Source organism: Rhodococcus globerulus NBRC 14531, from assembly GCF_001894805.1.
Lineage (GTDB): Bacteria > Actinomycetota > Actinomycetes > Mycobacteriales > Mycobacteriaceae > Rhodococcus_F > Rhodococcus_F globerula.
In genome coordinates this window covers 510,555-536,827 of record NZ_BCWX01000003.1, presented here as the reverse complement: position 1 = coordinate 536,827, position 26,273 = coordinate 510,555, and the positions used below count along the sequence as shown (strand labels likewise).

26 protein-coding genes and 1 riboswitch are annotated in these 26,273 nt (G+C 62.6%); of the genes, 14 read left to right on the top strand and 12 right to left on the bottom strand.

Features of this window, described 5'->3' with window-relative positions; translation table 11 throughout:
* Positions 1 to 17: 17 nt before the first annotated feature.
* Positions 18 to 626 carry a TetR/AcrR family transcriptional regulator gene (locus tag RG2_RS17750; protein ID WP_033234099.1) on the bottom strand — a complete coding sequence of 203 codons (609 nt, stop codon included), beginning with the start codon at positions 624 to 626 and terminating at the stop codon, positions 18 to 20.
* A 67-nt stretch (positions 627 to 693) separates the two neighbouring features.
* Between RG2_RS17750 and RG2_RS17745 the strand changes: the two genes are divergently transcribed.
* Positions 694 to 1,242 (top strand): hypothetical protein, encoded by a 549-nt coding sequence (locus tag RG2_RS17745; RefSeq protein WP_033234098.1) that lies wholly within the window; start codon positions 694 to 696, stop codon positions 1,240 to 1,242.
* Here RG2_RS17745 and RG2_RS17740 read toward each other — a convergent pair.
* The 3 genes from RG2_RS17740 to RG2_RS17730 all read right to left on the bottom strand — a co-directional run bounded on the left by RG2_RS17740 (position 1,226) and on the right by RG2_RS17730 (position 4,573).
* Positions 1,226 to 2,533: an MFS transporter gene (locus RG2_RS17740; RefSeq protein ID WP_033234364.1), complete on the bottom strand. Its 1,308-nt coding sequence runs from the start codon at positions 2,531 to 2,533 to the stop codon at positions 1,226 to 1,228. The two genes, RG2_RS17745 and RG2_RS17740, sit on opposite strands and share 17 nt — an antisense overlap.
* A gap of 90 nt (positions 2,534 to 2,623) precedes the next feature.
* Positions 2,624 to 3,055: an Rv0880 family HTH-type transcriptional regulator gene (locus RG2_RS17735; RefSeq protein WP_033234097.1), complete on the bottom strand. Its 432-nt coding sequence runs from the start codon at positions 3,053 to 3,055 to the stop codon at positions 2,624 to 2,626.
* 63 nt (positions 3,056 to 3,118) lie between these two features.
* Positions 3,119 to 4,573 carry an NCS2 family permease gene (locus RG2_RS17730; protein ID WP_033234096.1) on the bottom strand — a complete coding sequence of 485 codons (1,455 nt, stop codon included), beginning with the start codon at positions 4,571 to 4,573 and terminating at the stop codon, positions 3,119 to 3,121.
* Between the two features lie 115 nt (positions 4,574 to 4,688).
* Here RG2_RS17730 and RG2_RS17725 point away from each other — a divergent pair, with 115 nt between their 5' ends.
* On the top strand, positions 4,689 to 4,943 hold the full coding sequence (locus RG2_RS17725; RefSeq protein ID WP_033234095.1) for a DUF2530 domain-containing protein: 255 nt from the start codon (positions 4,689 to 4,691) through the stop codon (positions 4,941 to 4,943).
* Between the two features lie 7 nt (positions 4,944 to 4,950).
* On the opposite strand, the gene RG2_RS17720 is transcribed toward RG2_RS17725, so the two are convergent.
* The 3 genes from RG2_RS17720 to RG2_RS17710 form a co-directional block, all read right to left on the bottom strand.
* Positions 4,951 to 5,505, bottom strand: a complete 555-nt coding sequence (locus RG2_RS17720) for a phosphatase PAP2 family protein (RefSeq protein ID WP_033234094.1) — start codon at positions 5,503 to 5,505, stop codon at positions 4,951 to 4,953.
* A 10-nt stretch (positions 5,506 to 5,515) separates the two neighbouring features.
* Positions 5,516 to 8,188 carry a sacsin N-terminal ATP-binding-like domain-containing protein gene (locus tag RG2_RS17715; RefSeq protein WP_033234093.1) on the bottom strand — a complete coding sequence of 891 codons (2,673 nt, stop codon included), beginning with the start codon at positions 8,186 to 8,188 and terminating at the stop codon, positions 5,516 to 5,518.
* Positions 8,189 to 8,256: 68 nt separating this feature from the next.
* Positions 8,257 to 9,069 carry a DUF3027 domain-containing protein gene (locus RG2_RS17710; RefSeq protein WP_033234092.1) on the bottom strand — a complete coding sequence of 271 codons (813 nt, stop codon included), beginning with the start codon at positions 9,067 to 9,069 and terminating at the stop codon, positions 8,257 to 8,259.
* A gap of 38 nt (positions 9,070 to 9,107) precedes the next feature.
* Between RG2_RS17710 and RG2_RS17705 the strand changes: the two genes are divergently transcribed.
* The 3 genes from RG2_RS17705 to RG2_RS17695 all read left to right on the top strand — a co-directional run bounded on the left by RG2_RS17705 (position 9,108) and on the right by RG2_RS17695 (position 12,180).
* Positions 9,108 to 9,944: a glutaminyl-peptide cyclotransferase gene (locus tag RG2_RS17705; protein WP_051730467.1), complete on the top strand. Its 837-nt coding sequence runs from the start codon at positions 9,108 to 9,110 to the stop codon at positions 9,942 to 9,944.
* Between the two features lie 71 nt (positions 9,945 to 10,015).
* Positions 10,016 to 11,692: an MFS transporter gene (locus tag RG2_RS17700; protein ID WP_174557370.1), complete on the top strand. Its 1,677-nt coding sequence runs from the start codon at positions 10,016 to 10,018 to the stop codon at positions 11,690 to 11,692.
* A gap of 2 nt (positions 11,693 to 11,694) precedes the next feature.
* Positions 11,695 to 12,180, top strand: coding sequence for a DUF2771 domain-containing protein (locus RG2_RS17695; RefSeq protein WP_033234362.1), 486 nt, complete (start codon positions 11,695 to 11,697; stop codon positions 12,178 to 12,180).
* Between the two features lie 67 nt (positions 12,181 to 12,247).
* On the opposite strand, the gene RG2_RS17690 is transcribed toward RG2_RS17695, so the two are convergent.
* Positions 12,248 to 12,661: a cold-shock protein gene (locus RG2_RS17690; RefSeq protein ID WP_165826321.1), complete on the bottom strand. Its 414-nt coding sequence runs from the start codon at positions 12,659 to 12,661 to the stop codon at positions 12,248 to 12,250.
* 234 nt (positions 12,662 to 12,895) lie between these two features.
* Here RG2_RS17690 and RG2_RS17685 point away from each other — a divergent pair, with 234 nt between their 5' ends.
* The 3 genes from RG2_RS17685 to RG2_RS17675 all read left to right on the top strand — a co-directional run bounded on the left by RG2_RS17685 (position 12,896) and on the right by RG2_RS17675 (position 14,589).
* Positions 12,896 to 13,123 carry a membrane protein gene (locus tag RG2_RS17685; protein WP_033234089.1) on the top strand — a complete coding sequence of 76 codons (228 nt, stop codon included), beginning with the start codon at positions 12,896 to 12,898 and terminating at the stop codon, positions 13,121 to 13,123.
* A 33-nt stretch (positions 13,124 to 13,156) separates the two neighbouring features.
* Complete coding sequence (locus RG2_RS17680) at positions 13,157 to 13,546, top strand: YccF domain-containing protein (protein ID WP_033234088.1); 390 nt, start codon at positions 13,157 to 13,159, stop codon at positions 13,544 to 13,546.
* A gap of 254 nt (positions 13,547 to 13,800) precedes the next feature.
* Positions 13,801 to 14,020, top strand: a riboswitch (cyclic di-AMP (ydaO/yuaA leader).
* Positions 14,021 to 14,028: 8 nt separating this feature from the next.
* Positions 14,029 to 14,589: a transglycosylase family protein gene (locus RG2_RS17675; protein ID WP_033234087.1), complete on the top strand. Its 561-nt coding sequence runs from the start codon at positions 14,029 to 14,031 to the stop codon at positions 14,587 to 14,589.
* An 88-nt stretch (positions 14,590 to 14,677) separates the two neighbouring features.
* Here RG2_RS17675 and RG2_RS17670 read toward each other — a convergent pair whose 3' ends face one another.
* Positions 14,678 to 14,866, bottom strand: a complete 189-nt coding sequence (locus RG2_RS17670) for a hypothetical protein (protein ID WP_033234086.1) — start codon at positions 14,864 to 14,866, stop codon at positions 14,678 to 14,680.
* A 60-nt stretch (positions 14,867 to 14,926) separates the two neighbouring features.
* Here RG2_RS17670 and RG2_RS17665 point away from each other — a divergent pair, with 60 nt between their 5' ends.
* From RG2_RS17665 to RG2_RS17645, 6 genes are all read left to right on the top strand, one after another.
* Positions 14,927 to 17,251: a helicase-associated domain-containing protein gene (locus tag RG2_RS17665; protein ID WP_033234085.1), complete on the top strand. Its 2,325-nt coding sequence runs from the start codon at positions 14,927 to 14,929 to the stop codon at positions 17,249 to 17,251.
* Between the two features lie 87 nt (positions 17,252 to 17,338).
* Positions 17,339 to 17,464, top strand: coding sequence for a hypothetical protein (locus RG2_RS32335; RefSeq protein WP_254922770.1), 126 nt, complete (start codon positions 17,339 to 17,341; stop codon positions 17,462 to 17,464).
* 234 nt (positions 17,465 to 17,698) lie between these two features.
* A complete protein-coding gene (locus RG2_RS31845; RefSeq protein WP_165826323.1) occupies positions 17,699 to 17,863 on the top strand; it encodes a hypothetical protein in 165 nt (54 codons plus the stop codon).
* A gap of 216 nt (positions 17,864 to 18,079) precedes the next feature.
* The gene (locus RG2_RS17655; RefSeq protein WP_033234083.1) at positions 18,080 to 19,738 is read left to right on the top strand and encodes a DNA repair helicase XPB; all 1,659 of its coding nucleotides are present in this window, start codon (positions 18,080 to 18,082) and stop codon (positions 19,736 to 19,738) included.
* A 100-nt stretch (positions 19,739 to 19,838) separates the two neighbouring features.
* On the top strand, positions 19,839 to 21,926 hold the full coding sequence (locus tag RG2_RS17650; protein ID WP_033234361.1) for a peptidase: 2,088 nt from the start codon (positions 19,839 to 19,841) through the stop codon (positions 21,924 to 21,926).
* A gap of 82 nt (positions 21,927 to 22,008) precedes the next feature.
* Positions 22,009 to 22,671: a DUF3239 domain-containing protein gene (locus RG2_RS17645; protein ID WP_033234082.1), complete on the top strand. Its 663-nt coding sequence runs from the start codon at positions 22,009 to 22,011 to the stop codon at positions 22,669 to 22,671.
* A 23-nt stretch (positions 22,672 to 22,694) separates the two neighbouring features.
* Here RG2_RS17645 and RG2_RS17640 read toward each other — a convergent pair whose 3' ends face one another.
* Genes RG2_RS17640 through RG2_RS17630 form a run of 3 tightly spaced genes read right to left on the bottom strand, consistent with a single transcriptional unit; the run spans position 22,695 to position 26,269 of the window.
* Entirely contained in the window at positions 22,695 to 23,681 is a 987-nt protein-coding gene (locus RG2_RS17640) for an LLM class F420-dependent oxidoreductase (RefSeq protein ID WP_033234360.1), read from the bottom strand.
* A gap of 9 nt (positions 23,682 to 23,690) precedes the next feature.
* Complete coding sequence (locus tag RG2_RS17635; protein ID WP_033234081.1) at positions 23,691 to 24,926, bottom strand: MFS transporter; 1,236 nt, start codon at positions 24,924 to 24,926, stop codon at positions 23,691 to 23,693.
* The gene (locus RG2_RS17630) at positions 24,923 to 26,269 is read right to left on the bottom strand and encodes an LLM class flavin-dependent oxidoreductase (protein WP_033234080.1); all 1,347 of its coding nucleotides are present in this window, start codon (positions 26,267 to 26,269) and stop codon (positions 24,923 to 24,925) included. Before RG2_RS17630 ends, RG2_RS17635 begins: the two co-directional genes overlap by 4 nt.
* Positions 26,270 to 26,273 lie beyond the last annotated feature (4 nt).

Here is a 26,273-nt window from a genome sequence, read left to right as displayed (position 1 = left end):
CGTATCGGATGCCGTCCTCAGTCACTGCTCCCGGCTGCGGTGATCAGCGAATCGAAATGGGCGTCGAGCACTTCGGTGATTGCGGCCGGGTTCACCCTCTCCGGATTGTTGACACCGTGCGCGGCAAGCCCGTCGACCAGCGCGTGCAGGCGCATTGCTTCGCTGTCGATGGAACTGCCGGACCGAAGAAAACCTGAATCACTCAACGCCTCGACGAACTGACGGAAGTGCCCGAACAGGGTTCGATCCGTCCGCTCCCGGACCACCGCCAAGTCCGGTTCTGTTCGCGATGCCGCGGCGAATGCCTCCCAGACCTGCATCTCTTCGCGGCGGTCGGCGTCGAGGGGAACAAATTGTTCGGCAAATTGCCGTATCGCCCGCCTGATGTCGGGATCGAACTCGATGCCTGCGATTCGATTCTCGACGCGGACGGAAACCAATTCCATGGCAAAGAGCAAGAGCTCGGATTGAGTCGCGAAGAAGTGGCGCAGGGAGCCCGTGGACATGCCCGCCTCGTCGGCGACGGTACGGACACTGGCGGCGGCCATTCCGTCGCGTCTGATCACACGCCAGACAGCTTCCGCGATCTGTTCACGGCGCTCTTCGGAACTGGGTCGTTTCACCACTTCACAAAATTAACACAGCTGTGCTAGTTTCCAATTACTAACACAGTCGTACTAGAAACGAGTTCCCATGATCGTCACACTCATCGTTGCCTGCGAGATCATGTTCTGGGTTTTCATCGCCGCAGGATTGACTGCTCGCTACCTGTTCCGGAAACCCGGCGTCGGCGCTGGCCTCTTGATCTGCGCTCCCCTGGTCGACGTCGTACTTCTGGTCGCCACAGCCCTCGATCTGCGCGGCGGCGGGCAGGCAAACGCCAGCCACGGACTGGCGGCCGCCTACATCGGTGTATCCATTGCGTTCGGGCACAGCCTCATCTCGTGGGCCGACGCGCGATTCGCCTACCGATTTGCCGGTGGACCGAAGCCCGTCGCGCCTCCGAAATACGGGACGCCGCGAGCGATCCGAGAGTGGCGTGAATTCGGGAAAGCAGCATTGGCCTGGGCCATCTCGTGCGCCCTGCTCACCGCCGCGATCGTCCTTGTCGGCGACGCCTCTCGCACCGACGCACTGAGCAGTTGGGTCCGCACACTCACCGTGGTTCTCGCAGTGTGGGGCGCAATCGCCCTCAGCTACACCGTTTTTCCGAAGAGAGAAAAGCTCACGGTGCGCGGTTAGCTTCCACCGCTTGCTCGGTCGCATCACAGACGACGGCAGGACGCAGGTCGAACACCGGCAGGCGTCCGCCGTCGTCGGGCATTTTCAATCGCAGTTTGAGGCCTTCGCTGCGCAGGAGATATATCCCGGCCAGGGAGGCGGACACCAGCGAGATCGCGCCACCGATGATCAACGGTGCCCGCGGATCCACGGCGTCGGCCAACCAACCCAGCATCGGACTGCCAAGTGGGGTGCCACCGAGGAAGCTGAGCATGTAGATACCCATCACCCGCCCCCGCATCTCCGACGGCACCGACATCTGCAGGATGTTCATCGCCGACGTCGTGAAGGTCAGCGTCAGTGCGCCGGTGGGAATCAGCATCAACGCCACCAGGGGGTACGTGGGCATCAACCCGACAGCGATTTCGAAGAGACCGAACGCCGCTGCCGCGCTGAGGAACGTTCGCAGGCGCGGAGCGTCCTTGCGTCTGGCTGCATACGCGGCGCCGGCCAAGGTACCCACAGCGAGTGTGGTGGAGAGCAATCCGTAGGCGTCGGCGCCGCGATCGAACGTAGTGCGCGCCATCACCGCGAGGCTGATCGGAAAGTTCAGGCCGAACGTCGAGACCATGAAAACCGACACCATGATGACCCGCAGGTCCTTACGGCCCCACACATATCGGAATCCGTCACGCACCTGTCCCTTGGCGCGCGGCGTCGGTTCCGACGGGATCAATTCCTTCGCATTCATCAGTGCTAATGCGACAAGCACACCACCGAAGGTGGCGACGTTGAGCAGGAAGACCCAACCCGTACCGATCAGATTGATCAGCACCCCGGAAATGGCCGGACCGATAATGCGTGCGGTGTTGAAAGTCATGGAGTTCAACGCAATTGCGTTGGACAGATGCTCTTTACCCACCATTTCGATGGTGAACGACTGGCGTACAGGCGCATCCACCGCCGATACACAGCCAAGGGCAAACGCGATCAGATACACGTGCCACAGAGCAACAAACCCGCCGACGTCCAGGACACCCATCACCAGGGCGCACAACGCGCTCGCCCACTGCGTGAAGATGAGAATGCGCCGCTTGTCGTACCGGTCGGCGAGGACACCGCCCCACACCGAGAGGAACAGCGTCGGTCCGAACTGCAATGCCATGACGATGCCGACTGCCAGTGCATTACCGTCGGACAGCGTCAGAACCAGCCAGTCCTGAGCGATGCGTTGCATCCACGTTCCGACCAGGGACACGATCTGCCCGGACGCCCAGAGACGGTAGTTTCGGTTGCGGAGTGCGGCAAACATGCCGGATTCGGGGTCACGGGGCACTACCCCATCTTGCTCCTGCGATCATTCGCGTGAGCAACTACCTCACCGCGACACCATGGAAAGCGGTTATTCGGAGGCGCTGACGATCTTTGTGATGATCTCGACAGCACCGCGAAGTGTTGCCAGATCTTCGGCGCTCAAGTCGGAAAGTCGCTCGTTCATCCAAGCCTCACGCGCGTGGGTCTCGTCAGCGAGTAGCGCATTACCTGCGTCGGACAAGCTCACGATGATCTGACGACCGTCCGTGGGATGGGGTGAACGCTGCACCAACCCCAGTTCTGCGAGGGACGCCACCACCCTGGTCATCGACGGCGGCTGCACCTTCTCACGCGCCGCGAGTGCACCTGGGGTCATTGGTCCCTCTTGCGAGAGTGTCGCCACAGCCGAGAGCTGTGTCAGGGATACCTGCGCGTCGGCCCGTCGTCCTCGCAGATGCCTGCTCAGACGCACAACCGCCAATGACAGATCACTGGCGAGCGCTCGAGTTTCGGTGGTCACGCGAGAACAATACGTCAACAACTGGCCGGTAGCCGGGTTATCGGTTACCAGCCAGTTGCAGGTTTACGTCAGTGCGTCGGTAATCGGCCCGACAGTGAAGTACGCGACGAACAGTGCCGCGACGATCCACAGCAACGGGTGGATCTTCTTGGCACCGCCGGTAGCAGCGTGCAGAACCACCCAGGAGATGAATCCGACGCCGATGCCGTTGGCGATCGAGTAGGTGAACGGCATCACGATCATCGTCAGGAACGCGGGAAGCGCAACCGAGAACTGCGTGAAGTCGATGTCACGGACCTGACCGATCATCAGTGCGCCGACGATGACGAGGGCCGGCGCTGCGGCCTCGATCGGCACCACCGAATACAGCGGTGTCAGGAACATCGCGACCAGGAACAGTAGACCCGTCACAACGTTTGCCAGGCCGGTCCGAGCGCCTTCCGCGATACCGGACGCCGACTCCACGAACACCGTGTTCGACGACGCAGACGCGCCACCACCGACGATGGCACCGGCGCCTTCCACGACGAGAGCCTTACCCACATTGGGGAGGTTGCCGTCCTTGTCCGTCAATCCGGCTTCCTTGCCGAGTCCCGTCATCGTGCCCATGGCGTCGAAGAAGTTCGCGAGAACGAGTGTGAACACGAGCAGGCTGGCTGCCAGAACACCGATTCGGGTGAACGCGCCGAAGAGACTGAAGTCCCCGACCAGGCTCAGGTCGGGCATGCCACCGAACATGTCGGGGATCGCGGGAACGCTGAGGTTCCAGCCCTTGGGGTTGGTTCCGAGCGACGGTCCGACCTCTGCAACCGCTTCGATGATCGCAGCCAGGATGGTCGTGGCGATGATGCCGATGAGCAGGCCACCACGAACCTTGCGCACCACGAGCACACCCATGATGAGAACACCGAAGATGAAGACCGCAGTCGGCCACGACGCGATGGAACCGTTGATACCGAGCCCGACGGGGACCGTCGTACCTGCGGCGTCGGGGATCCGACGGACGAATCCGGCGTCGACCAGACCGATGAACGCGATGAACATGCCGATACCGGCGGCAATGGCCGATTTGAGTGCATTGGGAATCGCGTTGAACACGGCGGTCCGGAAACCGGTGAGCGCCAACACGACGATGATGATGCCGTCGATGACCACCAGGCCCATGGCTTCCGGCCACGTGACCTGCGGGGCGATCGTGACGGCTAGCAGGCTGTTGATACCGAGGCCGGCCGCGATCGCAAACGGATAGTTCGCGATGATGCCGAACGCGATGCTCATCAGACCGGCAACCAGGGCGGTGACCGCAGCCACCTGGTTGACCGGCAGAATGTTTCCGAGGACGTCGGTCTTTGCGACGGCGTCATCCGCCGAGAAGCTACCGAGGATCAGCGGGTTGAGAACCACGATGTACGCCATCGCGACAAACGAGACAACACCGCCGCGAACCTCCGTGGAGATCGTTGATCCGCGTTCACTGATCTTGAAATACGTATCGAGAATTTTCCCGGGTGCCGCCATCTTTTTCCCATCGCTGTCATAGGTCGCCGGTGTTCTTGCGCCGCCGTGTGCCGGCGTACGAAGGCCGGTCGCATAAGGGAGAGTAGGGCACAGGGGTACGGGTAGCGTTAATTTTGTGAACGAGACGCCCAACACAACAACCGTTATCGACCGTTTGTCCGCACCGGCGCCGGCTCTCGTCGTCGGCACGCTGGCGTGGGTGGTCGTGACAGCCGTGGTCCTCCTCAGCGGTGATCGCTGGTCGGGAGCACTGCCCATCTGTTACGCCGGGATCGGCGTCGGATTCCTCGGCTACAGCCTCTTCTGGCTCCAACGCCGCGCTGCCCGCCGAGGCCGTCGAGGTGCCCAACAGGGCGCCGGACTGCTCTGAGAAGCGATCAGACCGGCTGTGGTTCGCGGCGGCGCTGTCGCGAGCGAGAGGTTCCCAGGATCCACACACCCGCCCAGATGACACCGAACGCCCACCCTGCCAGGACATCCGTCATCCAGTGCGCCGCGAGGTAGACGCGGGAAAACCCGACAGCGACGGTGTACAGCGCGAGCGAAACAAGCATCGTGACTCGAACGAGCGACGGCAACGTCAGCCGAACGATCACAGCAGCCACCACCGTCGCAAGAATTGCCGTCATCATGGCGTGCCCGGACGGGAAAGAGTACGAGTCGATCTCGATCAGGCGCTCCGGAACCGGTGGACGGGTTCGCGTGAAAATACGCTTCAACCCACTCATCACCAGCAGTCCGGTCAGCATGGAGCCCGCCACGAGGAGAGCGTCGATGCGCCGACCGCGCATCAACAAGGTGATCGTCAGGACCGTCGAGATGATCCAGGCGGCCAAGGTTCCACCGCTGTCGGTGATGACATCCACCACATCCACAAGCCACGGCGTCCGTTGGTCGACTGCAGAATCAAGTACCCACTGATCGAACGACACTGTTCCCCCCTCATATCCCCCGCGCAGCTGCCCACACACGCATCACGTGATGGATACCGTCACCGTCCACCCACCACGGCACACTCACCGTGGCCTCCACAGCGCCGGTCAACCGGACGGAGAGTTCGTGATGAATCACTACCTCGCCGCCGGGTACTTCCCGTCCGAGCGCCGCAAACATCAGGACCGCGTGCGGCTGCGCCGCCCATGAGCTTCGCACGCCCGTGCTCACGACCTGACCGCCTACGACAGACGATGCCGTCGCGACATCGAGCAAATCCGCCAGTGCTTCCGCCGTCTCGAAGCTACCCAGAACAATTCGTTGTGTCGGCAATGCCGGACCGAGCCACGGCCGATCGAGAACCAATGCATCACCGGGGTCGACAAGTTCACCGGACAGCCCACGAACGAAGCTCGGCAAGCTCAACTCGTCCAGATCGAGGACGCGCCGCCGCGAAGCGTCGGCCAGCAAGTGGTGGGTTCGGGCGATGACGGCCGGTGCGGGCATGCGCAGTGGATCCGCGAGCCGATCGAGCAACAGCTGAGCCAGTTCCGGATCGTCGACGGTATCGGACGCCAAGACGGAGCTCAGATACTCGCTGCCAGGATGGTCGGCGACATCGAGGAGATCCTCGAACGTGCGATCGTGTGGTGCGCGCAGCAAACCCAGTATCTCGCCGCCCAATTCGGCGTGCGAGCGCAGCCACCACGCCGTGTATCCCCGACGGTCCTCGAGCAGGGTTCTCGTTGCCGGTGACTCCAGCAGCAGGGTCAGCGCATCTGCCCATCGGTTCTCGTCGACCAGGTCGAGGTCACGGACCGCCTCGATGTACTCGGGGTCCTCCCCCAACGTGTCCCACCACTGACCCTCGGAATCGAGATCGTGATCGGGTCCGGACGGCAACTCCTCACGAAAGACGGTGAAACCCCAGCCGACGCCGACGACGCGCAGGGCCTGCTCCCCCACCTGTTCGACAAAGCTCGGCTGCACTGTGCCAAAAGGTGAGTCGTCGACCAGGACAGTCGCCAGTGGTGCGCCGGGCAGGAGCAACTGGTCCGCGGAGCACAGCTCTCCGTCCGAATCCGGTAGCAGCACTTCGCCGATCCATGACGGCGCGGCGCCAGGCGCGACATGCGCGGCGAGCGAAAGAACCGTCGACGCCAATTCCGTTGCTACGGAATCATCTTGGTCGGCAGCATCCTCGATCAGCGCGCGCAACGCCGGGTCGGACAACAGATCCGTCGCCGTCGCGCTCGTTGCGCCCAAACGCGAGAGCAGGGGGTGCGATGCCTGCGGGTGTACAAGCCGGGTCCAGGGCACCGGCGGCACCGAATCGCCGAGTTCGGTACCAAGAACCACCGTTCGCGGACCGGTGACAATTCGTCCGTCCGACAGCGGAACCGGTAGCGTACCAAGCTCTTCCACCGCCAGAGCATCGACGACCAACGGCTCGAGCGCCGCGTACAGCCGGTACCACCACGACGGCTCCTGATCGAGTCCGCTGAGCAGTTCCGCGATGCGTGCCAACCCGATCCGATGTGTCGACACCGCCGCCAAAGCCCGCTCATGGCGAGGTCCGGAAAGTTCGGGAACAACCAATCCGCCGATGACGTCGGTGAGCAATTCCGCCAAATCGTCGGTGAGACCAGGAACAACCGATGCCCGCTGCGGCGCCCGGTCAGGTTCCCCCACAACCGGAAGCCAGGCCTTTTCCTGAAGTACCTTCAGAAGCGCTTCCCGCAGAAGGGAATCCACTTCACTTCGCGCAAAAGCCGGAACGGGCACAAGCGCTGTGCGCTGATCGGCAGGCAACGCACCGACAAAATCCGCATAGCCCTCTGCCAGCGCGGCAATCGACGCGCCTGGCAGTATCCGTCGCCGATCCGGTTGCATTGCAATATCCGCGACGACAAGCGCCGGGACGGACAACTCCTCGTCGGATCGCGTCGGCGCCCGCAGTACGTCTTCAGCGACCGGTGCGACTACTCCGTTTTTCACCGGAACTATCCAGCGGGCCTTGGCGCTCTGGTACTGCCACCACACCTGCGTGCCGATCGAGATTTCGGTCAGTCCGGAGTCCAGTAGACGCTCGGTACGCTCAAAGATTTTGTTGCCCAGCCGAATAGACGTCAAACCCGGTAGCTCGAGGAGCAGATCCACGGCTTCACGTGCCATCCGAGACAACAGGGCGCCGCCGTCGACGTCGTCGCGGAGCGTGAGCACTACCTCGGAATCGGCACCGGCGCGTGGCGACGCCTCCGACGGCCACACCAGACGCAGGGCCGGCACTCCCGACTCCGGAACCTTCAGACCGGCCTTCTCGATCTCGCTTCGAGTTTCCTTGGCGGAGAATCGAATCGAACCCGAAGTCGACCGCAGCTCGAGCTCGTCACTGACCGAACGAACGGCGGAAAATCCGACGCCGTAGCGCCCGACAACACCATCGGTGGAATCGATCTTGCCCGAAGCACGAAGAGCAGTCAGTGCATGAACACCGTCCTCGTCGAGCGGTCGACCGGTATTGGCAACAGTCAGCACCGAACCGTCGAGATCAACCCACAAGGAACCAGGCGCCCCGGCCCGCAGCGCCGCGTCGGCAGCGTTCTGTGCCAGTTCTGTGAGCAACCTGTCGCGGTAACCCGCTGCAGCCAAATCCGATTCAGTGGCCGCGTCCTCGCGCAGACGCGTCGGCGATTCCGCCCACGCGCGCAGCGTGGCGTCGCGGAGCGCGCCGGTCCCGAACGGATCCCCTACTCGGTGGATACCGAACCCGAATCTTCGGTGCCCGCGGCAGACGTGCTCGACATCTCGACGGCTCCGTCGTCGTAGGCGTCGAAAGCCGGAGAGCCGGCGCCGAGCGGAAGGCTGGTGTCGGAATGCGCGCCGCAGCCGTAACTCGCGTGGACGACGCGGCCGTCAGCGGACAGTTCGTTGCCACACACGCCGAACGCGGCGTGCAACGAACCTGCCAGCGGAAGATAGAAGCCGCACAGCCCACAGGTCGACGGCGCTGCCTTCGCCATGTCGGAGTCTGGTCCGAACTCTCCCTCGGACCATCGCGTAGCCGCGTCGAGCCGGCCCTCGAGGCTCATGACCTTCTTGCGTCCTAAACCCAGTTCCAAGGCGACGTCGTCGACCTCCGGGTCGCCGTTGGCGACGTAGCCGGGAACCAGTCGCGGATCCTGCGCCGGCGGAGCCAGCAGGTCGCCTGGCGACAGGTCTCCGGGACGAATCCGCTGATCCCATGGAAGCCACTCGGGCGCAACCAGTGCGTCCGGTCCGGGTAGCAACGCCAGCTCGCTGATGGTGGCGCGAGTATCGTCTGGACCTGCGGCAACAACAACAGCCCACTGCCACCCGCGGTAGCCGGGAAGGTCTGCTGCAAAACGATGGGTAGCGGCGAATTCATCCTCCGACGTGACGCCGAGGTATGCACCGACTCCGCCTTCGCGCAGCTCTACTACAGCTGCTCGGGCAAGATCGACGGCATCGGCCAGTACGGGGCGCGGCACTGCACGCTCAGGAGAAGTAGCAACACTCACTCCTCCAGTTTGCCGCACCACCACAAGTACGCAACGCACAGGGCTGCGATGCTGGACGGATGAGTAGGTCACGCGCCGGTTTCATCAGCATCGCCTCAGCGCTCGCAGTGATCACATCGGGTGTTGCGGGGTGCTCGACAACGGATGAGGGAACGCCCGATTCCGGGGCCGACAACTCACCTCGACAGCTCTCCGCCGAGGTGATCGAGGTCTACGACCACGACGGCGGAGCCTTCACCCAGGGGCTCGAGATCGACGGAGACAGACTGTACGAAAGCACCGGGCGCGTCGGGGAATCGTGGGTGCGCTCGACGCAGTTCGACGGCACCCCGGTCTCCGGTCCCGATATTGCCCGTGCCGAGTTGCCGCCTCCACTGTTCGGTGAGGGCATCACCGTGATCGGTGACGACCTGTGGCAATTGACGTGGAAGAACGGCGTCGCGATTGTCCGCGACAAGGACACTCTCACCGAGCGCGGCCGATTTCCGCTCACCACCGAGGGCTGGGGGATCTGTGCATTCGAGAATCAGTTGGTCACCAGCGACGGCACGTCGACGCTGATGTTCCGCGATCCGGACACATTTGCGGTCACCGATTCGGTGGAGGTCACTCGCGGCGGTCAGCCGGTCGCAGATCTGAACGAACTGGAATGCGCCGACGACGGAACCATCTACGCAAACGTCTGGCAGACCGACACAATCGTTGCGATCGATCCAGCTGACGGGCACGTGAGCGGCGTGATCGATGCATCACCGCTGCGCAGCCGCCTTGATACCAACGGATCCGCCAACCCGGTCGACGTCCTCAACGGAATCGCCCAGATACCCGGAAACGACCGTTTTCTCCTGACCGGAAAGTATTGGCCACAGATCTTCGAAGTTCGATTTGTCGAGTGATTTCCAACTTTCCCCTCGACTCGTCAGGGGTGTGCGTGGTCGCAGATCACGGACTAGGACAGAATTGAGTGGTGACCGGACCGCGCGAACCCTACGACCCCGATACCCGGCGAGTTCCCGACGAATCCGCAGGGCAGACTTTGCATCCCGGTTACGACAATTACCCACCGGCGACGCGGCCGTCGGCGCGTCGTGCGCCGTTACCTCCGCTTCACCCGATCCCCGGCTCCCGTGACGACGCAGGCGATGGCGACGAGGCCAGAAATTCGGGCTCGAAGAGCAGTTCCGACGCGCCCAAAGCCCCGCCGATGCCCCGCAAGCTCACGGTCACGCGAGTGGCCGCGATGCGCAGCCGGGAACTGACGAACAAGGGCATCGCTACGTTCCAGCGCGCCGCAAAAGCCGACGGCGCGGACAAGTCCGGCCTTACCGCGTTGACGTACGCGGTGATGACCAACAACGCGACCGACGCGGCACTCGCGGTGGCCTTGGCAAATACCCTGTTCTTTTCCGCTGCCACGGGCGAGGACAAAACGAAGGTCGCGCTCTATCTCCTGATCACCATCGCTCCGTTTGCGGTTATCGCTCCCCTCATCGGACCGATGCTCGACCGATTGCAGCGGGGCCGCCGAATTGCACTGGCGGCGTCGTTCGGACTTCGTACCGTGCTGGCGCTGATCCTGGTGTTCAACTTCGACAGTTGGATTCTGTATCCGGCTGCCCTCGGCATGATGGTGCTCAGTAAATCGTTCTCGGTACTCAAGAGTGCGGTGACTCCACGTGTACTGCCACCGGAAATAGACCTGGTCAGGGTCAATTCTCGGCTCACCGTGTTCGGGTTGATCGGTGGAACCATCGGTGCGGGCGCTGTGGCCGGCGCACTCGCACTCGCCTTCAAATCGCCGGGTGCCCTCTGGTTCGCCGTGGTCGTGACGGTGTTCGGCGCCTACCTGAGCATGCGCATTCCGTCGTGGGTCGAGGTGACCGAAGGCGAAGTTCCCGCCACCATCACCTATCACCCGGACGAACAACACACAGCAGGCGGTGGACGCGCTTCGGGCATCAAGAGCGCAAAAGTGCGTCAGCCGCTCGGACGCGCGGTCATCATCGGGCTGTGGGGCAACGGCACCATTCGCGTTCTCACCGGCTTCCTCACGTTGTACATAGCGTTTGTCGCCAAATCCAAAACGGACCACGAGCCGTTGCAGCAAGCAATGATGCTCGGCCTGGTCGGCGCTGCCGCAGGGCTGGGCAACTTCGGTGGCAATGCTGCCGGTGCGCGACTCAAACTGGGGCGACCGGCCCTCGTCGTCCTTCGGTGCACCGCGTCGGTGTGGATCATCGCCGTCATCGCGGCTTTGACCGACAACTTGCTGACGGCCGCGCTCGCGACACTCATCGCGTCCGCGGCGAGCGCCTTGGCCAAGGTCTCCCTGGACGCGTCGCTGCAGCACGATCTGCCCGAGGAATCGATCGCTTCCGGTTTCGGTAGATCCGAAACCGTCCTCCAGCTCAGTTGGGTGCTGGGCGGGGCGTTGGGCGTTCTGCTGCCTACTGAATACTGGATCGGGTTCACTGTTGTCTCGGTGTTCTTGACGATCGGTCTGCTGCAGACGTTCCTGAGTTACCGAGGCAGCTCACTTCTGCCCGGGCTCGGTGGCAAGCGGCCTGATCTGGCCGAGCAAGAAGTGACCGAAGTGATCTACACCGGCAAATCCGATCGAGGACAAGGAAGTAATCCGCAGTGATCATGCGCGCAAGAACAAAGAAGATCGTGGCAGCGGTCAGTGTCCTGATGGTGGTGGCGCTGGTTGCCTACGTCTCGGTTCTGGTCGTGATCATCAAGAACATCAACGACGAGCCCGATGGGCTCCCGCAGATCACCGCGTACGCGCACGGTCGCACCATCGAGACTCAGCCTGCCGGGTTCTGCACGATCGACCTGTCACAGTGCGCGCAGATCGGCGATGTGTACGAACTCGACGTGCCCGAGGGATACCCGTTGCAGTTGTCGTTGTCGAAGGAAGTCTCGGACGCCGAGTGGGCGATGCTGGCAGTCTACGAAGACGCCGACGGCAATCAGACCGGTGAGCCTCGCTTCTTCGGGGCCGGTGAATCGTTGGCAGTCACCGTCGAAGCCGAACCCGAGAAGCAACTGGTGGGAGTGGAGATCCACCTTGCTGTCGGCGAAGGTAGCGAGCAGGGGCTACTGATCTGGTCGATCAAGACAGCCTGACCGCTGACATACAAAATGCCCTGCACATCCCGAGAGGAGTGCAGGGCATTTTCTTGTCTCGTACTGATCAGCTGTCGAGCTCACGCGCCACGGCGCGGACAACCTCGGAGATCCGCTGCGCGGTCTTGCGGTCGGGGTACTTGCCGTTGCGCAGGTCAGGCTGAACCTTGGCCTCGAGCAGCGTGATCATGTCTTCGACCATGCCGTGCAGTTCGTCCGGGGTGTGCTTGCGGACAACCGGCTCACGTCGCTGCGCCGATGCGCCGCGCAACGACGGGGCAGGCTCGAGCACCTTCAGGCTCAGCGCCTGCGGACCGCGTCGACCGGCAGCCATCCCGAATTCGACTTTCTGACCTGCTTTCAGACCCTCCACACCTTCGGGAAGGGCAGACGCACGTACATAGACATCCTCCCCCTCCTCCTGCGACAGAAAGCCGAAACCCTTTTCGACGTCGTACCACTTCACCTTGCCGGTTGGCACCGCGTTCACCCGCTCATCACTCGTCTGGGACTGGCGTCCCACTACTTTCGGAAGGCTCGCGTACGAGCCTCGATGGTCCTGCTCGCATCACCCCGGACGAAGTAAACGACTCCGGTCGAAGAATGCAAAAGAACGCGCCCCGAACTTGCTTGACGGGACGCGCAGTCGCCTCACAGTCTACCTGTGACGAACCGGTCTCGGCACCCACGTTTGCTGGGCACTACCCTTGTAGATGTGGACACTCAACCGAACCCGAGCACTTCCGGCACCGGAAACGGCTTGTTTCGAGTCGCGATGGGGTTGTTTTTCATCGGACTCCTCGCACTCGTCGCCATCTTCGCGATCAACATCTTCAGCGACACACCGCCGGGGTTGGCGCTGTACTTGATCTCCTTGGCGTGTCCGGTCGGTTTTCTGCTGGCCATCGTCTACACCTTGAGGGCGGGTCGTCGCGCCCGCTGATCTCCCGTCACCCCAACCGAAAGGTCACCGACCATGAGACTTCTCCTGAACGTAATCTGGCTGGTCTTCGGTGGATTCTGGTTGGCCTTGGGTTACTTCGCGGCAGGCATCATCTGCTGCATTCTGATCATCACGATCCCCTTCGGTATCGCCGCGTTCCGGATCGGCATCTATGCCCTCTGGCCGTTCGGTAAGACCGTCGTCGACAAGCCGACTGCTGGTGTCGGTTCAATGATCGGCAACGTCATCTGGGTGATCATCGCCGGTATCTGGCTGGCGATCGGCCACATTGTCACGGCGGTGGCAATGGCAATCACGATCATCGGCATCCCCTTGGCCGTCGCGAACCTGAAGATGATTCCGATCTCACTGATGCCTTTGGGCAAGGAGATCGTCGACGCCAATCGTGTGAACTACGCATAGCTTCCAATCCCCCACCGATAACGATGTGACCTTCATCACATTACGGGTGGATAACGGAATAGCCACAAGAGAACCTTCGCTGCGGAATCCTTCACTACCTGGGAAGAGTCCCCTGCGCTTTCGCGGCGGGTTTGTATCCCATTCGGCGCGCCGCGTTATCAAATGGTGACATGAGCGGTGAGAGCCGTTACCGTGAATTCCGGCCGGGAAACTCCGGCCACCTCCGGCCCGCCGCGCCAAACCTTGTCCCGCGGGTACCGGAACTTCCCACTTTCGAGCATTCCAGGGACAAGGACGGGGGACCCAAAGTCCTCTGTGAGAGCAGAAATGTTCTCCACCTGACACCGGTTCGACAAGCAACACATTCGAACCTTGGGGTGAAGCCAGACCCTTTCCAGCCAGGAAAGGCGAGGCCGGGCAACCTCTCAGCCCGAACCCGACAGCTGACCTCGCAGGCGCGTGTGGAGAGGAAATTCACGATCATGAGCGGACGCCATCGCAAGCCCACCACCGCAGGCCGCACTGTCGCCAAGGTCGCCGTCACCGGCGCCATCATGGGTGTAGCAGGAATCGCAGCCACAGGTACCGCCAGCGCTGCCCCCGATTCCGACTGGGATCGCCTCGCACAGTGCGAAGCGGGCGGCAACTGGGCCATCAACACCGGCAACGGCTACCAGGGCGGATTGCAGTTCTCCCCCAGCACGTGGAACGCACACGGCGGCGGCGAGTACGCAGCCACCGCAAACAACGCCACTCGCGAGCAGCAGATCGTTGTTGCCGAGCGCGTCCTGGCCAACCAGGGATGGGGCGCTTGGCCGTCCTGCTCCTCGAGCCTCGGCCTGAGCAGCGGCGCAACGCAGCGTTCCGCTCCGGCCACGACGCCGGCCGCACCCGCCGCACCGGCACAGCAGGTCGCTCAGACCGTCGCACATCCGGTCTCCGACGCAATCGATCAGGCCATTGCATTCGCCGAGGCCAACGGCATCGTCGTCGATCCCCAGATCCTTGCAGCAGCAGACACCGCGAAGTCTTTCCTGAAGTAGGACTGCGAACTGCGCGTTCCGCTCGAACGCACCCAGCTACGAAGAAGGCCCGCACCGATTCGGTGCGGGCCTTCTTCGCGTAGTGGATCTAGCGATTGATGACGGTGTACGGATGGATGTAAGGAAGTGACTCCACCGGTAACGGGAAGGTGGTGTCCTCGCCGAACGGTGAAAGTCCACCGGAGCGGGTCGATGACAATTCGGTCACTGCGTGATCTCCGTCTGCAGTTTCCGGCCATCCTGGATCTACATAGTGCTGCTTCGAATTGTTGGCCACGAAGCCATTTTGACAGGACTCCGTTACGCCGTACATACCAGGTCTCTAATCTGATACCTGATGACCGAAATACGTGGCACCCAGGCGGGCACTTCCGGAGCCGACAGTTTGACCGAATGGCTGTCGGCGCGCACTGACGCCGAGCTGACGGAACTACTGCGTTTGCGGCCGGATCTCGCTGTGCCGCCGCCGAGCACGATGGTGGTGCTCAGTGGACGCGCACAGCAACGCGCGTCGGTCGGTAGAGCAGCCGACGAGCTGGACACACTGGACTTCGGACTTCTCGAACTGCTGGCGCTCGCCGGCGCCGAGGAAACCCCCATGACGCGCGCGGAATTGAACGACGCGCTCGCTGCCCGCGCCCTCACCGGCAAGGGCAAGGTCACCAAGAAGGCAGTCGATGCCTCGCTTGCGAAGATGCGGGCCTATGCGCTCATCTGGGGCACGGATCCGATCAGCATCGTCCCCGCTGCCATCGACACCATCCCTTGGCGACTGGGCCGCGCCCTCGAGCCCGCCGAGTCCATGTCGGAAGCCGAGATCACCGCGGCGCTCAATTCGCTCGGCGAACGTGAACGCGGTCTGCTCGAGACGCTGGCCAACTCGAGCCCCATCGGCCGAACCCGCGACGCGGCTCCGGAAACGCCAGCAGATCGTCCTGTGCAGAAACTCTTGGCGGCCGGCCTGCTCCGGTGGTTGGACGAGCAGACGGTGGAGTTGCCGGCGACGGTACGTCAGGTTATCCGCGGCGAACCGGTCTTCGATCCGACAACGCTCACCGCGCCGGTGATCACCGGCGACAAACTCAAACCTGCCGACGTCAATGCGGCGGCCGCGGGCGAAGCCCTCGAGTTGGTTCGCCAGAGCGAAAACGTGATCGCCGTTCTCGGGGCCGCACCTGCCCCGGCGTTGCGCGCCGGTGGACTCGGAGTGCGTGAACTACGACGTATCGCGAAGGCCGCGGACCTCGACGAGAGTCGGCTCAATCTTGTGGTCGAACTCCTCGCCGCCGCCGGATTGATTGCCAGCGGCACCCCCGACCCCGCCCCGGCGTCCGACACCGCGGACGACTACTGGACCCCGACGATAACGGTCGACGGTTGGCTCAACGCGACCACGGCCCGCAAATGGGAGGTCTTGGCGTCGGCGTGGATCGATGTCCCCCGAGTCCCCTGGATGATCGGAATGCGCGATCCGTCCGACAAGCCGATCGCCGCGCTGGCGGAGGAGGGCCGCGCACCGTCTGCACCGAGAGACCGGGCGTCGATTCTCGGACTCTTGGCCGAACTCGACAGTGGGCAGAGCGCCTCGCCCGCCGAGGTGAGCCGTTCACTTGCGTGGCGTCATCCCCGACGGAGCGGCCGGCTTCGGACATTTGCAGTCGAAAACACACTTGCGGAGGCGTCGGCTCTCGGATTGGTGGCGCGGGGCGCACTGAGTTCACCTGGGCGGGCGATGCTGCACGGCGGCGACGCCGAAGCCGAAATGGCGGCGGCGCTGCCGAAGCCGATCGACTACATCCTGGTTCAGGCCGACCTGACGTTGGTCGCACCCGGCCCGCTGGTACCTGACCTGCTCGAGCAGGTGACCTTGGTAGCCGATATCGAATCGGCCGGTGCGGCGTCGATGTACCGCATAAGCGAGAGCAGTATCCGCCGAGCACTTGATGCCGGATTGACGGCGACGGAACTGCAGACGATGTTCAGCACGAAGTCCAAAACTCCGGTACCACAATCGCTTTCGTACCTCATCGACGACGTTGCACGCCGGCACGGCCGGTTGCGGGCGGGCGTGGCCGCGTCGTTCATCCGATGCGAGGACGCATCCCTCTTGGCCGAGGTTCTCGCTTCCCCCGTCGCGGAGCCCTTGGCCTTGCGCGCCCTCGCCCCCACGGTGGCGGTGTCCCAGGCACCGCTGCGGGAAGTTCTGGCCGAACTTCGCGCTGCCGGCTTTGCGCCCGCAGGCGAGGATTCGTCGGGTGCCCTCGTCGATCTGCGCCCGCGCGGGGCTCGAATCCCGAACCGTCGCTTGCGGCACGCCACCCGAACGCCGTCGAGTCCGTCGCCGGAACAGCTCGACGCACTGGTGCGAACAATGCGAGCCGGCGACCGCGCTGCCACACCCGGCCGGGGCGGGGTTCGCGCCGACGGATCGCGGGAAAGCAATGCCGCCGCCATCGCGCTGCTCTCGTCCGCAGCCCGCGAGGGAAAGAGCGTCAACATCGGCTACGTCGACGCTCAGGGGGTGGCCACGCATCGCATCGTCGATCCGGTCAGCGTGGGCGGCGGGCAGTTGGACGCATTCGATCCGGCGAGTGGCGCAGTGCGCCGATTCACCTTGCACCGCATCACCTCCGTCAGCCCTGTCGAGTCCGGAAAAAAGTGATCGGAAAAATGCAACTGGCTTTTTTCTGTAAATGAAGTATGGTCGAGGTCAGTTTGTGATTGCCACTTCGAAAAATGAGGAGCGACAATGGCTGACAAGGCGCCGGGTAAGAACATGAAAAAGCCCGCCCAGTCGATCAAGGAACGCCGCGCAGAAAAGCGTGAAAAAGCAGCGGATTCTTCGGAATTGATTCGCAAGAGAAAGCGGAGCTGACGGAAAATACTTTCGTTCTTCTCTCGAGAAGTTTTCATCATGCAAGCCGAGACCGATGCACTCGACTACCTTCACGAGACGTTCGACCAGTTCAGGTCCAGTAGCAGAGGCACAGATCCACGGTCCCGCGGATATGTTGCCGGGATGACACTGGCCGCGGTCTGCGTCCTCGACGAACACGCTCGTCGACCCGGAATTTTGTTATCGGGTCGTTCGTAAAACAAAGGACCCACCGTGAAAAGAACAATCCATGCGCTTGATCGCATTCAAACCAGACTCGAATCAGAACTTGATTCAACTCCCGGTGACAGCGAAAAGAATATCGGTTATCGCTCCGGAATTTCCGAAGCGATAACTCACGTCATGGAAATGCGAAAGTCTGCGGTGGCGCAGAAATAAAAAGTTTCCGCGTCTCCGAAATACGGGGTCAGGAATAGCCGTCAACTGTGCCACGTTGACGTAGGGGTGCCCAAGTGTGGGCACCCCTGTTTGCGTTGTGTATTGCCCGTCACTTGGCGTATTCACCGCGATGGCAGGACAATGGCAGGGTTGCCGCGACACTGCTGCATTCGCTACACGGCTGCACCATCGCATTCGCTACACCAGGAGGACTTCGTGACCGACGGACCGTTGATCGTCCAATCCGACAAGACGCTGCTGTTGGAGGTCGATCACGAGCGCGCCGGCGATGCCAGACAGGCAATCGCACCCTTTGCCGAGCTCGAACGGGCCCCCGAACACGTCCACACGTATCGCATCACGCCCCTGGCCTTGTGGAATGCCCGTGCCGCCGGACACGACGCCGAGCAGGTAGTCGACGCACTGGTCTCGTTCTCGCGGTTCGCCGTCCCGCAGCCCCTGCTGGTCGACATCGTCGACACCATGGCCAGGTACGGACGCTTGCAGTTGGTCAAGAGTCCGGTTCACGGCCTCATCCTGGTCAGCCTCGACCGCGCAGTGCTCACCGAAGTGATGCGGCACAAGAAGATCTCACCGATGCTCGGCGAGAAGGTCGACGACGACACCGTGATCGTGCACCCGAGTGAGCGCGGTCGCCTCAAGCAGATGCTGCTCAAGATCGGCTGGCCGGCCGAGGATCTCGCCGGTTACGTAGACGGCGAAGCGCACCCGATCGATCTCGCTTTCGAAGAGGGCCATTGGGAACTGCGTGACTACCAGCAGATGGCGGCGGATTCGTTCTGGGCCGGCGGCTCGGGCGTCGTCGTGCTGCCGTGTGGCGCCGGTAAGACGATGGTGGGCGCGGCAGCCATGGCAAAGGCCAAGGCCACCACACTCATCCTCGTCACCAATACCGTTGCCGGTCGTCAGTGGAAGCGTGAGCTCATCGCCCGCACGTCGTTGACCGAGGAAGAAATCGGCGAATATTCCGGTGAGCGCAAGGAAATTCGACCCGTCACGATCGCGACGTATCAGGTGATCACGCGTCGTACCAAGGGTGAGTACAAGCACCTCGAACTATTCGACTCTCGCGACTGGGGCTTGGTGATCTACGACGAGGTTCATCTGCTGCCCGCGCCGGTGTTCCGCATGACTGCCGATCTTCAGTCGCGTCGTCGCCTCGGCCTCACAGCAACATTGGTCCGCGAGGACGGCCGCGAGGGCGACGTATTCTCGCTCATCGGCCCCAAGCGTTACGACGCTCCGTGGAAGGACATCGAGGCGCAGGGTTGGATCGCGCCGGCCGATTGCGTCGAGGTGCGAGTGACGATGACGGACGCCGAACGCATGTCCTACGCGGTGGCGGAACCGGAGGAGCGCTACAAACTGTGCTCGACGGCGCACACCAAAATTGCTGTCGTGAAGTCGATTCTGGCCAAGCATCCGAATTCGCCGACCTTGGTGATCGGTGCGTATCTCGATCAGCTCGACGAACTCGGTGAAGCCCTGAACGCACCGGTGATCAAGGGATCGACCAAGAACAAGGAACGCGAGATCCTGTTCGATCAGTTCCGTAACGGCGAGATCCAGACGCTGGTGGTGAGCAAGGTCGCGAACTTCTCGATCGACCTTCCGGAGGCGTCTGTCGCCGTTCAGGTTTCGGGAACCTTCGGATCGAGGCAGGAAGAAGCTCAGCGACTCGGGCGCCTCCTGCGACCCAAGCACGACGGCGGTCAGGCGCACTTCTATTCGGTGGTTTCCCGCGACACGCTCGATGCCGAGTACGCGGCACACCGTCAGCGGTTCCTCGCAGAACAGGGGTACGCGTATCGAATCACCGACGCGGACGACCTGTTGGGCCCAGCCATCGGTTGAACACATTTCTATAACAAGTTTCACTAATTAGCTGGACGGACGTCCATATCGCGATAGCGTGCTCCCTGTCACACTTGTGCCTATCGGGGAGTCGCGCATGTTGCGCTCGGTTACACGTTCACGCGGTCGTCTCGGCGCCGTCGCTGCGCTTCTGACAGCTTCGCTGCTGTCGGCAATCGGAGTAGTTGCCACCACCGGCGTCAGTTCCGCGACTCCGGTCGCGCCAGGTACAACGGTGTATCAGCTTGCGAACGGCTGCTACGCACTACAGGGTGCCGGCGGTGCGTTCGTGAACCGGGACGGCAGCGGCTACCGCAGCGGCGGAACAACCGTCGACGACGCCGAATCATTCAGGCTCCATGCGGCGCAACTCGGCCGGTTCATGTTCTACGGCACCGACGGATCGATGCTTGCCCATGACGGCGCCGGCGGCGTCGTGGCAACGCCAATCGCGACCCCGTCGACGGACTGGACAGTGATGTCGAGCGGCGAGAAGTTCGTTCTCACCGCCACCACAAACGGTCGAACACTGGTCAGCCACGATTCCACCCTGTCGCTGGCCGAACCCGGCGGCGCACCGGATGCCGCCTCGTTTGCCCTGATCCCCCGCACCGGATGCGCCGATTTCCCGGAAGCCGAAGTGAACGCTACTGGTACGCCGTCGGAGATAGGCCCGGGCGGCGAGGTCACCGGATTCATCGACACGCATGTCCATATGAATGCGTCCGAGTTCATGGGCGGAAATCTGCACTGCGGTAAGCCTTTTGATCCCCAAGGCGTCACTGCCGCGCTGGTCGACTGCCCGGACCATCAACCCAACGGCATGCCGGCGCTACTCGAAAACGTACTCTCCTTCGGCGATCCATTCGCAACCCACGACACCACCGGGTGGCCCACTTTCCCCGATTGGCCGGCTCACGATTCCCTGACTCACGAGCAGACCTACTACACGTGGGTGGAACGCGCGTGGCGCGGCGGTTTGCGCATCTTCACCAACCTTCTTGTTGCCAATCGTGTTCTGTGCGAGCTATATCCGACCAAACGCAATCCGTGCGACGAAATGAAGACGATCCGGATCCAGGCCAAGCAGACACGTGAGATCCAGGATTACGTCGACGCACAGTACGGCGGCCCCGGCCGTGGCTGGTTCCGGATCGTAAGCTCACCGGCCGAAGCCCGGCAGGTGGCGGCCGACGGAAAACTGGCCGTCACGCTGGGTATCGAGGTGTCGGAACCCTTCGGGTGCACACTGCGAAACGATGTGCCGCAGTGCACGACCGAAGACATCGATCGCGGTCTGGACGAACTCTACGATCTGGGTGTCCGGCAGATGATCGTCACGCACAAGTTCGACAATGCCTTAGGTGGCACGCGTTTCGACGGTGGCATCACCGGGGTGGCCGTCAACATCGGTAACTACCTGGGTACCGGTGAGTTCTGGCAGTCCGAACCGTGCACCGGCGTCGCCGAGGACAACGAGCTGCCCACCAAGGTCGACGGCGCCCAGAATCTCCTCGCCGTACTCCCACCCGGCGTGACGCTTCCGGTGTATCCGGCCGGTGCGCAATGTAATTCACGTGGATTGAGTGCTCTCGGTGAGCACACCATCCGCGGGTTGATGGAGCGAGGCATGATCATCGACATCGACCACATGAGCGTCAAGGCAGCGGACGCGACACTCGGTATCCTCGAAACCGCCCAGTACTCCGGCGTTGTGTCGAGCCACAGTTGGAGCGACGAAAGCTTCTACCGGCGGATCTATGCACTCGGTGGTTTTGTTGCGCTGTACGCGGGCACACTCGATGCTTCCGACGGTAAGCACGGCGAGACCGGATTCATCGACCAGTGGCGCGAAGCCCGGGAGATGCGAAGCGAAAACTACTACTTCGGATTCGGCTACGGCGCCGACACCAACGGATTCGGTCCCCAGGCCGCGCCGCGCAGTGATGCCGACGCCAATCCTTTGCAGTACCCGTACACCGCCTTCGACGGCACAGTCATGGACAAGCAGCGTGCCGGTGACCGCGTCTTCGACGTCAACGTCGACGGTGTGGCTCAGTACGGAATGATCCCCGATTGGATTGCGGACATGCGTATTGCCGCGGGGCCGGATGGAGATCAGATTATCGACGACATGAGCCGCGGCGCGGAGGCCTACCTGCAGATGTGGGAGCGCGCGCGGAAGTAGCTACCCTGGTGGAGTGGCTCCTGGAGTTTTCAGGAGCCCTCGACCGAGTACACCCGCCCGCCACCTGCGAAGGAACACACCAGTGGCTGATTTCCAGTTCACCGTCGACAAGGCTCACGCGAAGTCCGTCAACGACACGTTGGCCGATGTCCGTCGTCTGCAGGTTTCTGCCGTGATCTTCGCCCTCATCCTCGCTGCGCTTGCCGCCTGGCTCATCAGCATGGGTGCGGTGTGGTCCACCATCGCCGGCGCTGTTCTCGCTGTCGGTGCGATCAGCTCGCTGGGTGTGGCCGTATGGGCGCCGCGCAAGGTGGGAAGCATCGAAAAGTTGTACAGCGAAAACCCGTTGGTCCCCACGATCGTCTCCGAGATTCACCCTCGCGCCGCGACACTGACCGCGCTGATCGACGTCGCGAAGCCGTCGACGCAAGGACCGCGATACGCGTTGGTCAGCCGAAACGTCCGACTCAACCCTCATTGGAAGGTCGGCGATCGTGTTCCGTCGGTCGCCCTGCGGTCGGACCGCTCCACGCGCAGCAAGGACGACGTCTGGCAGATGGTCAACCCGATGCCCATCGAATGGGGCACCAAGGACGCCCGAGTCCTGGCTCGCGCCACCGCAGCGATCAGTGCAAGTGAGTGGAACTTCCTTCAGAGTCGACTCGCTGACTCGAAGGAAGTTCGCACCCACCCGGAACGCCGCGTCATGATCGAGCCGGCTGACCTGCCCGACAACCTGCGCTAGCGACTGCCGCTGAAGAAACTTCTCTAGCGCAGTGCCGGCAATACCTCACGTTCGAACAACTCGATGCCCGAGGTGTCGTACGCAGCTTCGGGGAAGTAGAAGATCCCGTATTCAAGCCCCTGTGCCTTGAGCGCTGACAGGTTTTCGATGATCTGTTCCGGAGTTCCGACTGCGGGCATACCGCGGAACGCGTCCAGCGACGCTTCGGCAGCAGCTTCGCCCACCAGAGGCGTCAGCCGGTCTTTGACTACCCGAAGCCGCTCGGCCACTTCGGCTTCCGTCGATCCGATGGCAACGTTGTAGTTTGCGGAGCGGACGATGGCGTCGAAGTCGGTGCCCACCGTATCGCAGTGCTTCTTCAATATCTCGGACTTGCGCCCGAATCCTTCGGGTGTTCCGTCGAAGTTGGTGTACTGCGCGTATTTTGCCGCAATCTTCAGGGTGACCTTCTCGCCGCCGCCCGCGATCCACAACGGGATTCCCTTGTCCTGAAGTGGAAGTGGTCGACAGATAGCGCCGTCGACTTGGTAGTACTTGCCATCCAGCGTCGCGCTGCCGGTCGACCACGACTGTCGCATGATCTGGATTCCCTCGTCGAGACGGCCGAGTCGCTCACCGGCAGAAGGGAAACCGTAGCCGTAGGCGCGCCATTCCTGCTCGTACCAGCCGGCGCCGATACCCATTTCGACACGACCGCCACTGATCAGGTCGGTGGTGGCCGCAATTTTTGCGAGATAGGCCGGGTTGCGGTAGCTGATGGCGGTACACATCTGGCCCAACCGGATACTCGACGTCGACGCGGCAAGGGCCGACATGAGGGTCCATGCCTCGTGCGTTGCTTCCTCCGTCGGCGCAGGAACCGTATGAAAGTGGTCGTACACCCACGCCGACTCCCACGGTCCCGCTTCCGCCCGCAACGTGAAGTCACGCATCACCTCCCACTGCTGTGCAGGGTCGATGCCAACCAGGTCCAGGCGCCAGCCTTGAGGAACAAAGAGTCCGAATCGCATCATGCGAGCCTACCCAGACCGTCCGCGATCCGCCTGCGCCGCCACGGACGGCGAATAGCGCGGAATATATCGGTGCATCACTGCTGCGCCGGCAAAGGACGTCGCTCCCAGAACCGCAAAGGCCCAACCGAGTGGAACTGCAGCAGCAAGCACACCAATCGCAAGAGGTCCACCGAACATCCCCGTGTCATGGGTCAGGCGCCAGGCTGCGAGAAACTCGGCCCGCTCGTCGGGTGGAGCGATATCCGCACCCAACGTCATGATGACTCCGTTGCCCAACCCGTTGCCGATGCCCATGACAACGGCAACCGCGGTCAATCCCAATGCTCCTGTCGACAGCGGCAGCAGAAGATACGACACTCCGATCACAGTGAGCGACGGGACCGCCACCAATCTTCTGCCGTAGCGGTCCATGATGTGCCCGGCCGGATACGAGCACAGGAGATCCACTGCCGCGCCCACACCGAAGATCACACTGACCTGGGCAGCGTCCAACCCGAGATGCAATGCCCACAGTGGAAGTACCGCTTCCCTCGACGCCCGAGCGGCGCCCATCAGAAGAGATCCGATGCCCAGTGTCGACAGCGGTGCGCGATGCCGACCGAGAATGTCGGTCAACGTGACGAGTCGGTGTTCGCCGCCGCTCGCATCGACCGTGCGCGGTGGATCGGAAACGCGTGCCATCAGAGCCCCGGCGAGTACAACACCGACCAACTGAACCAGGAATCCGCCGCGGGTGCCCATCATCAGAATCACCCCGGCGCCGATCAGTGGTCCGAGAAAGAATCCCAGACGCCACATCGCCGCGAACGACGACATCGCCCGGGCTCGCAAGCTCAGCGGAACCGTCTCGGCGAGGTAACTCTGCCGAGCCAGGCCCCACACCGCATTTGCCAGTCCGGTCAGCAGGGCTCCGATTCCCAGTACCCAGGGAGTCGCGGCGAACAGGCAGATCACCACTCCTGTTGCACCGAGAGCACTTCCGCCGATGATGGACCGACGCTCGCCGAAACGCGAGACTATCCGGCCGGCCGGTAGATCACCGAGAACAGCGCCCAATCCGCCGAGCGCAACGATCAGTCCCGCAACGGTGATCGACGCCCCGAGGTCCCGGGCGGTCACAGCCATGATCGGCGCCGCCGCGCCCTGGCCGATTCCGAAAATCGCAGCCGGGACAAAAACCGTTGTCACCAACGGCTTCAGCGCGCCTACTCCTGGCTGCGCTCGGGGAACTGTTTCCGTCACGCGCTCACTTCTACGGCCACCGTAGCCCGCGAGCGCTTACCGACCGACTCTGCAAGCCCGTAGTGGCCACGCAACGTGGATTCGGTGTACTCCGTACGGAAAAGCCCCCGGGACTGCAGAATCGGCACAACCCGATCGACAAATATCTCGAGCCCACCCGGCAGGTACGGCGGCATGATATTGAAACCGTCGGCTGCACCTTTGTCGAACCATTCGGTCAGCTCGTCGGCAACCTGCTCCGCCGTCCCGGCAAAGGTGCGGTGTCCCCGCCCACCACCAAGTTTGCCGATCAGCTCACGGACCGTGAGCTTTTCGGTCTCCGCCAAGTCCTTGACCAATTGGTATCGGCTCTTGTTGCCCTGGATGTGATCAAGATCGGGCAACGGCGGAAGAGGTGCGTCGAGCGAGTGTTCCGTGAGGTCGACGCCCACCATGTTCGAGAGTTGACGCAACGAGTACTCCGGCGAGATCAGATCGGTGAACGACTGCTCGAGCGCTTTTGCTTCGTCTTCCGTGTCGGCGATGAAGGGAACGATTCCCGGCAGCACTTTGAGGTCGTCCGGATTGCGGCCGTACCTGATCAATCGGGATTTGAGGTCGGAGTAGAAGTCTTGGCCCTGTTCGAGTGTTCGCTGCGCAGTGAAGACGGCTTCGGCATATCGCGCCGCGAAGTCTTTACCGCTTTCGGGAGATCCAGCTTGTACCAGTAGTGGCCGGCCCTGCGGCGATCGCGGCGAATTGAGCGGCCCGGCCACCAAGAATCGTGGGCCTTCGTGGTCGATGCGGTGCACTCGGTCCGGGTCGGCAAACACGCCGGTCTCCTCGTCCAGGAGGATTGCGCCCTCCTCCCAGCTGTCCCAGAGATCAAGCGTCACATCGACAAACTCTTCGGCCCGCTCGTAACGGTCACTGTGCGCCGGCACTGCACCCAGTCCGAAGTTTGCGGCTTCATCGGCGCCGGCCGACGTCACGATGTTCCACCCGCCGCGGCCACCGCTGATGTGATCGAGCGAAGCGAACTTCCGCGCGAGAGTGTACGGATCGCCGTAACTGGTCGAAGCCGTGGCGATCAGGCCGACCTTGTCTGTCGCTGCCGCTATCGCCGACAGCAAGGTGACCGGCTCGAAAATCGCCTGGGTATTGTGCTTGACGCGCGGACCGACGGCCAAACCGTCGGCAAAGAACACCGAGTCGAGCTTCCCGCGTTCCGCGATGCGGCCCAGATTCTGGAAATGCTTGACATCCAACAAGTTAGCCGCATCAGTATTCGGATGACGCCACGCTGCTTCGTGGTGGCCGACGCCCATGAGAAATGCGTTCAGGTGAAACTGTCGTTCGGACATGATA